The 11,367-nt window shown below is 40.2% G+C and carries 15 protein-coding genes; all 15 read right to left on the bottom strand.

The window, feature by feature from the left end; translation table 11 throughout:
• Positions 1–85 precede the first annotated feature (85 nt).
• The 15 genes from V3C97_RS03095 to V3C97_RS03025 all read right to left on the bottom strand — a co-directional run bounded on the left by V3C97_RS03095 (position 86) and on the right by V3C97_RS03025 (position 11,364).
• Positions 86–1,792, bottom strand: coding sequence for a proline--tRNA ligase (locus V3C97_RS03095; RefSeq protein WP_009554659.1), 1,707 nt, complete (start codon positions 1,790–1,792; stop codon positions 86–88).
• 38 nt (positions 1,793–1,830) lie between these two features.
• Positions 1,831–3,108: an RIP metalloprotease RseP gene (gene rseP, locus V3C97_RS03090; RefSeq protein WP_338434424.1), complete on the bottom strand. Its 1,278-nt coding sequence runs from the start codon at positions 3,106–3,108 to the stop codon at positions 1,831–1,833.
• Positions 3,109–3,132: 24 nt separating this feature from the next.
• On the bottom strand, positions 3,133–3,906 hold the full coding sequence (locus V3C97_RS03085) for a phosphatidate cytidylyltransferase (protein WP_009554663.1): 774 nt from the start codon (positions 3,904–3,906) through the stop codon (positions 3,133–3,135).
• Positions 3,907–4,662: an isoprenyl transferase gene (locus V3C97_RS03080; protein ID WP_216542293.1), complete on the bottom strand. Its 756-nt coding sequence runs from the start codon at positions 4,660–4,662 to the stop codon at positions 3,907–3,909.
• Between the two features lie 94 nt (positions 4,663–4,756).
• Positions 4,757–5,320: a ribosome recycling factor gene (gene frr / locus V3C97_RS03075; protein ID WP_009554672.1), complete on the bottom strand. Its 564-nt coding sequence runs from the start codon at positions 5,318–5,320 to the stop codon at positions 4,757–4,759.
• 2 nt (positions 5,321–5,322) lie between these two features.
• Positions 5,323–6,051, bottom strand: coding sequence for a UMP kinase (pyrH, locus tag V3C97_RS03070; protein WP_009554674.1), 729 nt, complete (start codon positions 6,049–6,051; stop codon positions 5,323–5,325).
• 135 nt (positions 6,052–6,186) lie between these two features.
• Entirely contained in the window at positions 6,187–6,774 is a 588-nt protein-coding gene (locus tag V3C97_RS03065) for a DUF2785 domain-containing protein (protein WP_338434537.1), read from the bottom strand.
• 33 nt (positions 6,775–6,807) lie between these two features.
• Positions 6,808–6,999 carry a hypothetical protein gene (locus tag V3C97_RS03060; RefSeq protein ID WP_338434423.1) on the bottom strand — a complete coding sequence of 64 codons (192 nt, stop codon included), beginning with the start codon at positions 6,997–6,999 and terminating at the stop codon, positions 6,808–6,810.
• A gap of 126 nt (positions 7,000–7,125) precedes the next feature.
• Positions 7,126–7,485, bottom strand: a complete 360-nt coding sequence (gene rplS / locus V3C97_RS03055) for a 50S ribosomal protein L19 (protein WP_009554678.1) — start codon at positions 7,483–7,485, stop codon at positions 7,126–7,128.
• A 119-nt stretch (positions 7,486–7,604) separates the two neighbouring features.
• On the bottom strand, positions 7,605–8,351 hold the full coding sequence (gene trmD, locus V3C97_RS03050) for a tRNA (guanosine(37)-N1)-methyltransferase TrmD (RefSeq protein ID WP_180849586.1): 747 nt from the start codon (positions 8,349–8,351) through the stop codon (positions 7,605–7,607).
• Positions 8,351–8,869 carry a ribosome maturation factor RimM gene (rimM, locus tag V3C97_RS03045; protein ID WP_009554681.1) on the bottom strand — a complete coding sequence of 173 codons (519 nt, stop codon included), beginning with the start codon at positions 8,867–8,869 and terminating at the stop codon, positions 8,351–8,353. The genes trmD and rimM overlap by 1 nt, the downstream gene beginning before the upstream one ends.
• A gap of 72 nt (positions 8,870–8,941) precedes the next feature.
• On the bottom strand, positions 8,942–9,190 hold the full coding sequence (locus V3C97_RS03040) for a KH domain-containing protein (protein WP_009554683.1): 249 nt from the start codon (positions 9,188–9,190) through the stop codon (positions 8,942–8,944).
• 11 nt (positions 9,191–9,201) lie between these two features.
• On the bottom strand, positions 9,202–9,477 hold the full coding sequence (rpsP, locus tag V3C97_RS03035) for a 30S ribosomal protein S16 (protein WP_009554686.1): 276 nt from the start codon (positions 9,475–9,477) through the stop codon (positions 9,202–9,204).
• A 93-nt stretch (positions 9,478–9,570) separates the two neighbouring features.
• Positions 9,571–11,010 carry a signal recognition particle protein gene (gene ffh / locus V3C97_RS03030; protein ID WP_009554690.1) on the bottom strand — a complete coding sequence of 480 codons (1,440 nt, stop codon included), beginning with the start codon at positions 11,008–11,010 and terminating at the stop codon, positions 9,571–9,573.
• Between the two features lie 15 nt (positions 11,011–11,025).
• On the bottom strand, positions 11,026–11,364 hold the full coding sequence (locus tag V3C97_RS03025; RefSeq protein WP_009554692.1) for a putative DNA-binding protein: 339 nt from the start codon (positions 11,362–11,364) through the stop codon (positions 11,026–11,028).
• Between the last annotated feature and the right edge of the window lie 3 nt (positions 11,365–11,367).

Here is an 11,367-nt window from a genome sequence, read left to right as displayed (position 1 = left end):
GTCTATCTCCTTTCACTATCATTTTGAGCGTTTAAAAATCCTCTACCACGTATCGTTATACATGATAGAGGACCCTTGTACCAGATTATTGCTTATCTTTTAATAAAATTGCTAATGAGTTGAGTAATTCATCAGTCTTGACTTCTAATGTTTCACCCGTTTTACGCAACTTAATCTCAACGATTCCTTCACTGGCTTTCTTACCAACAGTGATACGCACAGGCAAACCAATCAAGTCAGCATCAGCAAACTTAACTCCTGCCCGTTCCTTACGGTCATCTTCCAATACTCGGTAACCTTGTGCTTCCAAGTCAGCAGTGATTTGTTCCGCTAATTCTCTCTGTTCAGCTTTCTTAACGTTGACTGGAATCACATGAATATCATATGGTGCAATTGATCGTGGCCATGTGATCCCGTTTTCATCACTGTATTGCTCAACAATTGCAGATAGGAGCCGTGAAACCCCAATCCCATATGATCCCATCTTAACTGGCAACTGACGGCCGTTTTCATCCAATACCAATGCCTTCATTGAGTCAGAGTACCTGGTCCCCAGTTCAAAAATGTGTCCAATTTCAATTCCACGAGTGAATTGCAGTTTACCTTCACCATCAGGAGATAATTCTCCCTCTTGAACTGTCCGCAAATCAGCAAATTCATCAACTGTGAAGTCACGGTCAAGGTTGGCATTCAAGTAATGGAATCCATTTTCGTTAGCACCAACGGCAATATTAACCATTTTTTCAATGTCCAAGTCCGCCAAGGTCTTAACTCCTGACACACCTACTGGGCCTAAGGAACCAAAGTCAGCTCCTAAATAAGTAACTGCTTCTTCATCAGTTGCAGGCCGTAAATTATTTGCGTGCAGAGTATTTTTTAATTTAACTTCATTTACTTGATCATTGCCCCGCATCAAAACCAGTACCGGTTCGTCATCAGCTACAAACAATAACGTCTTGATCATGTTTCCCGTATCTAGGTCCAAGAACTGAGCCACTTCATCAATAGTCTTAGCTCCTGGTGTTGGCACCTTCTTTAGCTCACTTGGTTGCTCGTGTGATTGCTGTAATGTCCGCAAGTTCTTAGCCATTTCAATATTAGCAGCATAATCACTCTGGTCAGAATAAACAATAATATCTTCACCAATATCAGCAATTGCTTGGAATTCTTTGGAATGGCTACCACCCATAGCGCCGGCATCGCCAATGATTCCCCGATAATCTAGACCACACCGGTCAAATATTGTTTGATAAGCTTTATCCATTTGCATGAAGATTTGATCTAAACTCTCATCATCTGTACTAAATGAATAAGCATCTTGCATCAGAAATTCACGTCCCCGCAAAAGACCGTTCCGAGGCCGCTTTTCATCCCGGTATTTCATCTGAATTTGATAGAGAACTAATGGCAACTTCTTATAGGATTTAATTGTATCCCGAATTAACGTTGTGAATGTTTCTTCGTGAGTTGGTCCCAAAATAAAGTCCCGGTCATGGCGGTCTTTAAACTTATATAATTCAGGCCCGTATGTATCATATCGTCCTGATTCTTGCCAAAGTTCTGCTGGAATCACATCTGGCATTAGCATTTCAATGGCATCAATCTTTTCCATTTCTTCACGGATAATCTTTTCAATATTCTGTAAAACTTTATACCCTAATGGCAGATATGCATATACACCTGCAGAAACTTGTTTAATATAGCCGGCACGCAACATCAACTGATGGCTGATAGTTTCTGCGTCACTTGGTACCTCTTTCAACGTTGGTATCAGTACTTTGGATTGCTTCATTATCTGAACAAATCCCCTTTCAAATTATCAATTATTTTTTAATGCAGGAAAAACCGTTGGAAATCATTCCATGTAACAAAAATCATCAATAGCAACAAGAACCCAAAGCCAATCATAGTGATTAGGCCTTCTTTTTCCGGATCAAGTGGTTTTCCCCGGACACCTTCAATAATATTCAACAATATTTTACCACCATCTAGTGCTGGAATGGGCAAAAGATTGACTACTCCTAAATTAACTGACAAAACAGCCAACAAACCAACTACACTCAACACCCCATATTGGGCTGCTTCCGAAGTATAGGAATACATTGCGACTGGTCCCCCAAAGTCGTTTAGACTTACTCCATGGGTGAACATCCGCCCCAATGCACTAAAGATTGTTGCAACCATCGTAGCAGTTTCCTTAAAACCATAACCTATAATTGCTCCCGGTGACCGATCATATTCCAGTTTAGCAGTGATTCCAATGATCCCTGTTTTGCGTCCGTTTTCTATTTTAACTTGCGGGGTCATGGCGATTTCATGTGTATCATGCTTGCGCTGAACAGTGATTGTAATTTTTTTACCAGGATGGTTGCCAATAGCTGTGGCCACTTGGTCCCAAGTTGCTGTCCTATCACCATTAATTCTTATAATTCGATCATTGGCCTTAATCCCTGCATCGGCAGCAACCGAATGAGGCATCACCTTAGCGACTTGATTGGTGCTACTAGCTACGCCCCCTTGAAGGACCGCGATTAAAAAGAAAGCAATAATCGCAAGTAAGAAGTTATTAAACGCACCGGCTGCATTGGTGATTATCCGCTTCATGACGCTTGCGGATTGAAACTGCACATCTAATGGTGCAATCTGTAACTCGGTTCCATCAGCTTCAATAATCGTAGCGTCATGATCAACTGATAACCGGCGCAAATCATTTTCTTCACTATCAGTGTACCCCTCAAGCCATAATTCTTTTTCTAAATCCCAAGCAGTCACTTCAAGTGGCATCCCAGTCATCAAGTGGTGCTTCTTTGAAGCATCAATTCGCACAACGTGGTTATTATCGTCCAGTGCCACTACAATCGGCATTCCTTTTTGAAGGTAATCCTGATCATCTTCCAGTCCCGCTAAACGCACATATCCCCCTAGGGGCAAAATCCGAATGGTAAATGTCGTTGAACCACGGCGAAAAGCAAATAACTTCGGTCCCACTCCGATGGAGAATTCACGTACCAAAATACCAGCTCGCCGCGCAAAGAAATAATGCCCAAATTCATGGACAAAGACCAGAACGCCAAAAATAATGATAAATGCAATAACTGTTTTAACCAAACTCTGGCCCCTTTCATTTACATACTAAATTACATTTAGCAAAAACATAATCGGTAAAATAAACATGATCGAGTCAAAACGATCTAAAATCCCCCCGTGGCCAGGAAGAATCTTTCCTGAATCTTTAACTCCATAATGGCGTTTCAAAGCAGATTCTACTAGATCGCCTAACTGTCCACCAACTGAGAAAATCAATGTCAACAACAACATCATTGAATATGAGTACCGTTGTGGGAAGAAATACAAGTAAACAGCTAACACAAGCACTGCTAGTACTGTTCCACCAATTGAACCTTCCCACGTTTTATTGGGGCTAACATGTGGGGCTAATTTATGTTTACCAATTTTTCTTCCAATTAAATAAGCACCTGAATCGGTTAACCAAACAATCAAAAAAGCGTACAAAATTGTCAAAAGACCTGCATCACGCGCCATAATCATATAATGGAAACCCATTCCGACATATAAGGAACCTAAAATCAATACCCCCGCATCATCAAAACTGAAACGATTCTTAGAGGTAACAGTTAACAATAGCATGCATAAAGAACAGATCGATAATACAGCGGTACGATCAATATGTCCCAACATTGGTACGGGCTCTACCAGTGTAAAGGTCATTAAGAAAGCCAAAATCGCTTCTGGCGAAACCAATAACTTCTTTTTCATGACTAAAATTTCTGAAATTCCAATCAACCCTAAAAGAGTTGCTAAAATTGCAAATGGCATTCCGCCTACATACAGTAATGGAATAAAAATAATTAATGCAATTACTGCAGTAATAACTCTTTGTTTCATTTATTCGCTCTCCTTTTCTTGTACACCACCAAAGCGGCGGTCACGTTGCTGGTATTTAATTATAGCGTATTTAAGATCTTCAGCAGAATAGTCTGGCCATAAAACATCAGTGAATACCATCTCACTGTATGCTAATTGCCAGAGCAAAAAGTTAGAAATTCGTTCTTCACCACTCGTACGAATCAAAAGATCAGGATCAGCATATTGGCCCAAACTTCCGGTCATCAATGCCTGACTGACCACTTGTTCGTCAATATCAGCAACATCCATAGTCTTGGCAGCAACTTTTTGGGCAATATTTTGAACAGCTGAAACAATTTCTGCCCTTCCCCCATAATTAAGAGCAAAATTAAGTACCATTCCTGTATTGTTTGCTGTTTTAGCAATCGCATCCTTAACAGCTTGTTGTGTTTTTACAGGTAATTGATCAATATACCCCATAACATTCACACGCACATTTTGAGCGATTAATTCAGGTACAAATTTATTAAAGAAGGTCACGGGCAAACTCATCAAATAGTTGACTTCCTTTGATGGTCTTTTCCAGTTTTCAGTTGAAAATGCATAAAGAGTTAAAACTTTTACACCTAAGTCGTTTGCTGCCCGCGTAATCTTACGTACAGTTTCCATCCCTTCTTTATGACCAGCAATTCGTGGCAGAAATCTTTTTTTGGCCCATCTACCGTTGCCATCCATAATAATAGCCACATGAGCTGGCACTCGGTCCATAATAATTTCTTGATTATTGTCTACCATTATATCTATCCTTGCAATTTCATAAAATAAAAAAAGGCAAAACAGCAGTCAAGCTACCTGGGATTGCCTTTTTATGTCCTCTTTGCTTACTAAATTAGCCTTCCAGAATTTCTTTTTCCTTTTCGGCACGGATGGCATCGATATTCTTAATTGATTGATCAGTAACCTTTTGTGCTACATCTTCTAAATCGTGCAAATCATCCTCAGTTAATTCACCGTCTTTTTCACTCTTCTTCAAAGCATCCATGATATCACGCCGGATATTCCGAATTGCAACCTTAGCTTCTTCGGCCTTGGCTTTAACTTCCTTAGCAATTTCTTTCCGCCGTTCTTCTGTTAATTGTGGAATAACTAGACGAATAACATCACCATCATTCGCTGGGGAAATACCTAAGTTAGCAGCTAACAAAGCATGTTCCACATCTTTCAATGATGACTTGTCGTATGGGTTAACCAATAGCACTCGTGCTTCAGGAACCGTGATCTGTGCCATCTGATTTAATGGAGTTGGAGCTCCATAATAGTTAACCATTACTTGATTTAACAGACTGGCATTAGCCCGTCCAGCACGGATTTTACCTAATTCACGCCGTAAAGCGTCTTCGGTCTTGGCCATGCGTTCTTGGTTTTCTTTAATCATTGGATCATTTACTTGCATAATTATTTTCCTTCCACTGTTGTTCCGATATTCTTACCTTCAACTACTTCTTTAATGTTGCCATGTTGATTCATATTAAAGACAACCAACGGAATATCATTATCCATTGATAATGATGAAGCAGTTGTGTCCATCACTGACAGACCCTTATTAATAATATCCATATGGGTTAATTTATCAAATTTAACCGCTGAAGCATCTTTCTTTGGATCAGCTGAATAAATTCCATCCACACCATTTTTAGCCATTAAAATTACATCAGCATTAATTTCTGAAGCCCGTAATGCTGCTGTGGTATCAGTTGAGAAATATGGTGACCCAGTTCCAGCCGCAAAAATGACAATCCGACCCTTTTCTAAGTGGCGCATTGCCTTTCTTCTAATATATGGTTCAGCGATTTGGCGCATTTCAATCGCTGTCTGTACCCGTGTTGGAGCTCCAATTGCTTCAAGACTATCTTGGAGGGCTAAAGCGTTCATAACTGTCCCTAACATCCCAATGTAGTCAGCTTGGGCTCTTTCCATACCGATCTTAGCACCAGTGACACCCCGCCACATGTTGCCACCGCCAACAACGATTGCAATCTGAACACCTAAATCATGAACTTCTTTAATTTCTTCAGCAACTTTTTTGATTTCTAGGGGGTTAATTCCCTTTTCATTTTCTCCTGCCAATGCTTCCCCACTTAGTTTAAGCAGGACACGTTTGTATTTGATATTATCCGCTACCATAATCTTCCTCCTAAGTTGCTAAGATATTACAGTATCTTATTCTTAACCATTTGGTTTTATAGTACCATAAATTCCCCAGACCTTGGTAGACCAACAGCTAAAATAGCAAAAATTATTTTGCTGTCCAACTTTCAATTAACCCTGGTAACCCAAGTTTGTATAGTAATTCTGTACTTTCATGTCACAATATTCTTTCAAATCATGCACATCACTAATGAAGAATACTGCATTCAATGTTTCTATCCAAAAATCAAGGCAATAGTCTGGTTGAGGATCCTTTACTTGTTGATGTTTCTGCCAACAAATACGATCAATGCGGTCACAGTAATAAATAAAATCGTTCCCCGTAAGATTGGGCATTTTAAATGCTTGGTTGAGCACGCGCCCTAAGCGCTTCGCTTCATTATCAAATAATGGCTGTTGGATATGAAGAATTAGCTCCTCCAGATTGCCAAAAAATTCTGCAACCTGTAACTCATAATCTGGATGGCGCATGGCACTCACCAAAAGATCACTTGCATGAGCAAGAGCATGTCCCCAACCATTGGTCGAATCATAACCGCGAAAATCTTTTTCTGCAAAAATATATGTATTGGCCAGTTTGAAGAAATAAGCTACTTGTTCGTTATTAAAAAAACGTGTCCTTGCATCGTCTTTCAAAATTATACTGATCAAAAGGGCTGTAAAACTGCGCAAATATACTTTGTCTGATTTTTCATTAATTGCTTGAAAAAGACAATTGTTATCAATTAGATACTAAATGATTTGCTTTTTTTGTTTGTCTGTCAGAATATGCTCTTCAAAGCCACGGGCAAATAAAGCTGTGACCAACTCATCACGAACTGCCCCATCCTCATCCCCCAGATGTTTCAGCATCCACATCAGAGCAACTGATGTGAAACCAGCAATATTCTCTTGGAGCCTAAGTGTTTCTAATTCATTCTTCATTTCGCACCTCCTACTCTAAAACTGCTGAATACGATATGTATTAGTTATGTATATTACAGAATACTTTTAAATTTTAGAAAAATAAAAAAGCCTGTGCTTTAAAACACAGACTTTAATATGACATTATTACTTGTCACGACGCTTTTCAGCGATACGAGCAGCCTTACCATTACGTTCACGTAAGTAGTAGAGCTTAGCACGGCGTACACGACCATGGCGTACGACTTCAATCTTTTCAACACGTGGTGTGTGAACAGGGAAAGTACGTTCAACACCAACGCCACTACTCATCTTACGAACTGTATAAGTTTCACTTACACCTTCGCCCCGACGCTTGATAACAACGCCTTCGAAGATCTGAACACGTTCACGCTTACCTTCAACGATTAAAGCGTGAACCCGTACTGTATCACCAGGACGGAAATCTGGAATATCATCACGTAATTGTGATTGGGTAATCTTTTCGATTAATGGATTAACTGACATAAATCTATTTCTTCCTTTCTCCGACATTCTTGTCCAGTTGCAGCGGAATATCGTTTTTGTGGCAATAGCCAAATAATACTTTACAATAACTGCTCAGACTTGTAAAGCAAATCAAGCATTTAATTTTCATCTTTATTAGTCATAGTTGCAAATTCACGCAGCCATTTACGATCCTGATCATCCAATGTTACATTTTTCAATAAATCTGGACGCCGTAAAAATGTCCGCCGCAATGATTCTTTTCGTCGCCATTCAGCAATCTTTTGGTGATTACCACTGGTCAATACTGCTGGTACTTTAAGACCCCGAAAATCAGCCGGACGAGTATACTGTGGATATTCTAATAAACCATTAGAAAAAGAATCTCCTGCAGCTGAAGCGGCGTTACCCAAAACGTTTGGCAATAAGCGCACCGTCGCATCTAACACAACCATCGCTCCAAGCTCGCCCCCTGTTAACACGAAATCACCTAGGGAGATTTCATCTGTTACTCGTGTCCGGATACGTTCATCATAACCTTCATAATGTCCGCAAATAAAGGTTAAATGATCTTCCTGGGATAGTTCTTCCGCTACTTCCTGTGTGAACTGTCTTCCCGCTGGATCTAATAGGATAACTCGTCCCAAACCACCTTTTTTGGCTTCAATCGCATCTAAGGCATCAAAAATTGGTTGAGCTTGTAGCAACATTCCAGCTCCACCACCGTATGGTTCATCATCAACATGGTGCTGTTTGTTAGTTGTGTAATCTCTAAAATCGGTCACTTCGACATCCAACAAGTCTTTTTCAATTGCTTTACCAATAATCGACTCCGTTAGTGTTCCTGAAAACATTTCTGGAAAAAGACTTAAAATATCTATCTGCATTAATCATCCAGTCCTTCCAATAAATCAACCGTAACCTTTTGCGCTGCCAAATCAACCTCTTTCACAACGTCATCAATAACTGGTAATAGTAGATCTTTTTGGCCTATACGTTGCACTACCCATACATCATTTGCTCCGTTAGTAGGGATAATTTCTTTGATTTTTCCTAATTCTTCACCGGCAAGTGTTTCTACTACTAAACCAATGATTTGGTCATAGTAATATGTTCCTTCTTCCAGTTCTTGATGCTGTGTGCTGTCGACTTTAATTGCCGCACCCTTAAATTGTTCGACATCGTTAATATTTTCCATCCCCACAAAAGTTAGCAGTTCAAAATTTTTGTGCCTGCGGTGGCGGGCAATCTCAACTGCAACCGGGCTTGTTGCCCCCTGCGGAAATAAATACACTGTGTTCCCCGGTTGGAAACGTTCATCAGCAAAGTCCGATGTCACCATTACCCTAACTTCGCCTCTAATGCCGTGAGTATTTACAATAGTACCAACATTATAAAATTCCATCGAATTCTCCCTTCTTTTATTAAACTTACAAAAAAGGCTCTTGGCAAACATAAAGTTTACACAAGAGTCTTTTTAATCGTCCACAATATTTAAACGAATCTCTTTTGGTTCGTCCAAACGTACACTATAAATGATGGTCCGAATAGCCGAAGCCACCCGCCCATGCTTTCCAATCACCCGACCAATATCTTCCGGGGCGACAAATAAGTTTAATTTCAGATAAAACTCGTCCTGATCAATAGTAACCTTAACCTGCTCAGGTGCAGTGACTAACGGCTCTACAATGGTTTGTAGCAATTGCTTGACGTCTGCTTGAGTCATCTTAACTTACCTTATTTCTTAGAAAACTTAGCTTCGTGGAACTTCTTCATAACGCCTTGACGAGAAAGAATGTTACGAACTGTATCTGATGGTTGAGCACCGTTGTTCAACCAGCCCAAAATGCTTTCTTCTTCAAGAGTTACTGTTTCTGGTTCTGTTAATGGATTATAAGTACCTACAGATTCGATGAAACGGCCATCACGTGGTGAACGTGAATCAGCAACAACAATACGGTAAAATGGACGCTTCTTAGAACCCATACGCTTTAAACGAATCTTAACTGACATGTGTTTCCACCTCCTATTATTCTTCTCAACGATAAATAATATACCAGGAAATTTATTCGGTGTAAAGGATAAATTCTTGACAGGGTGATTTTTTTATCGCCGTCCCTTACGCCGTAGTTGTTTCATCCGCTTTTGCTTTAACTTTTTTTGTTTTCTTACCATTCTATTCATTGACATCTTAGCTAAGCGGCCACCCATTCCATTACCAAACATCTGCTCCATGCCCCCAAAGTTACCCTTGGAAACTTTACTCATCATATCACGCATCTGTTTGAATTGCTTAATCATTCTGTTTACTTCTTGAATAGGACGTCCTGAACCAGCAGCAATCCGCCGCCGCCGACTTGGGTTCAACAAATCAGGATTTTCCCGTTCTGCTTTTGTCATGGAGTAAACAATTGCTTTTGTCCGCTCCATATCCTTGGGATCGATATTAGCATTCTTCAAGGCCGGATTATTAGCTAACCCCGGGATCATTTTAATAATATCTTGCAGAGATCCCATGTTTTGAATCTGATTCATTTGGTCTAAGAAATCGTTAAAGTCAAAGGTGTTTTCCCGCATCTTTTCTTCTAATTTCTTAGCTTTTTCGGCGTCATAATCACGCTGAGCTTTTTCAATCAAAGTCAGCATATCACCCATCCCGAGAATCCGTGAAGCCATCCGGTCAGGATAGAAGACGTCAAGATCATCCATCTTTTCGCCTTGTCCAATGAACTTAATTGGCTTACCAGTAACCGCGCGAATGGATAAAGCAGCCCCACCACGAGTGTCACCATCCAACTTGGTCAAAACAACCCCAGTGATATTCAACTGATCATTAAAGCCTTGTGCCACTTCCACAGCATTTTGCCCTGTCATAGCATCAACTGTGAGTAGAATTTCATCCGGTTGCGCTAGCTCTTCTATCTGAGCTAACTCTGCCATCAATTTCTCATCAATTTGCAGTCGACCGGCCGTATCAATAAAAACATAGTCATTTTTATTTGCAGTTGCTTGGGCTAAACCTTGCCGAACAATTTCAACCGGTGATACATCCGTTCCCATTTCAAAAACTGGAATATCATTTTCTTTGCCCAAAATCTTTAATTGTTCAATTGCGGCTGGCCGGTACACATCGGCTGCAATCATCAGTGGCCGCGCTTTATTCTCACGTTTCAGTTTGGCAGCCAACTTGCTAGCAGTGGTCGTTTTACCTGCCCCTTGTAAACCCACCATCATAATAATAGTAGGAATCTTCTTAGAGTGATTAAGCGGGACAGCTTCATCCCCCATCACCTTGATCAACTCTTCGTTAACAATTTTAACGATTTGCTGTGCAGGCGTTAATGATTCCAACACTTCCGAACCAACTGCTCGTGTTCGAACTTGTTTTACAAAATCTTTAACAACTTTAAAGTTAACGTCGGCTTCAAGTAGCGCGAGGCGGATTTCCCGCATAACTTCTTTAACATCATTCTCGCTAATTTTTCCTTTCCGCCGTAATTTTGCGATTGCATTTTGTAGTCTTTCGGTCAAGCCTTCAAATGCCATATGGTCTTCACCAACCTATTCTTCTAGTTTTTCTAAATTTTGCACCAAAGTTTGTAATTCCTGGTCTGCAGGATAACGCGTCTGTACGTACTGATTGAGCTTGTCGACGTTGGTACTAATCTTAATAAAATTACTATATAAATGAAGCTTAGCTTCATATTCTTCTAAGATTTTCTCTGTTCGCCGAATATTATCATACACAGCTTGGCGGGAAACAGCATAATTTTCCGCTATTTCTCCCAGTGAATAGTCATCACGATAGTAAAGCGCAACATAATCTGTTTGTTTTTTGGTCAATAACGGCTCATAAAATTCAAACAGCGCATTAATCCGATTTGTTTTCGCAATCTCCATAAG

Origin of the sequence: Ligilactobacillus saerimneri (genome assembly GCF_036689625.1) — a bacterium.
GTDB classification, from domain to species: domain Bacteria; phylum Bacillota; class Bacilli; order Lactobacillales; family Lactobacillaceae; genus Ligilactobacillus; species Ligilactobacillus saerimneri.
Note: the sequence above shows the minus strand (reverse complement) of the source record. Positions and strands in the feature narration are given on the sequence as shown.

Excerpts from the sequence above, each read along its gene's own strand:
- rplS (WP_009554678.1), bottom strand. The coding sequence starts at position 7,485 with ATGTCAGTTAATCCATTAATCGAAAAGATTACCCAATCACAATTACGT.
- rpsP (WP_009554686.1), bottom strand. The coding sequence starts at position 9,477 with ATGTCAGTTAAGATTCGTTTAAAGCGTATGGGTTCTAAGAAGCGTCCA.
- V3C97_RS03040 (WP_009554683.1), bottom strand. The coding sequence starts at position 9,190 with ATGACTCAAGCAGACGTCAAGCAATTGCTACAAACCATTGTAGAGCCG.
- V3C97_RS03080 (WP_216542293.1), bottom strand. The coding sequence starts at position 4,662 with ATGGTAGACAATAATCAAGAAATTATTATGGACCGAGTGCCAGCTCAT.
- pyrH (WP_009554674.1), bottom strand. The coding sequence starts at position 6,051 with ATGGTAGCGGATAATATCAAATACAAACGTGTCCTGCTTAAACTAAGT.
- trmD (WP_180849586.1), bottom strand. The coding sequence starts at position 8,351 with ATGCAGATAGATATTTTAAGTCTTTTTCCAGAAATGTTTTCAGGAACA.
- V3C97_RS03025 (WP_009554692.1), bottom strand. The coding sequence starts at position 11,364 with ATGGAGATTGCGAAAACAAATCGGATTAATGCGCTGTTTGAATTTTAT.
- V3C97_RS03085 (WP_009554663.1), bottom strand. The coding sequence starts at position 3,906 with ATGAAACAAAGAGTTATTACTGCAGTAATTGCATTAATTATTTTTATT.
- ffh (WP_009554690.1), bottom strand. The coding sequence starts at position 11,010 with ATGGCATTTGAAGGCTTGACCGAAAGACTACAAAATGCAATCGCAAAA.
- V3C97_RS03095 (WP_009554659.1), bottom strand. The coding sequence starts at position 1,792 with ATGAAGCAATCCAAAGTACTGATACCAACGTTGAAAGAGGTACCAAGT.
- rimM (WP_009554681.1), bottom strand. The coding sequence starts at position 8,869 with ATGGAATTTTATAATGTTGGTACTATTGTAAATACTCACGGCATTAGA.
- frr (WP_009554672.1), bottom strand. The coding sequence starts at position 5,320 with ATGCAAGTAAATGATCCAATGATTAAAGAAAACCAAGAACGCATGGCC.
- V3C97_RS03060 (WP_338434423.1), bottom strand. The coding sequence starts at position 6,999 with ATGAAGAATGAATTAGAAACACTTAGGCTCCAAGAGAATATTGCTGGT.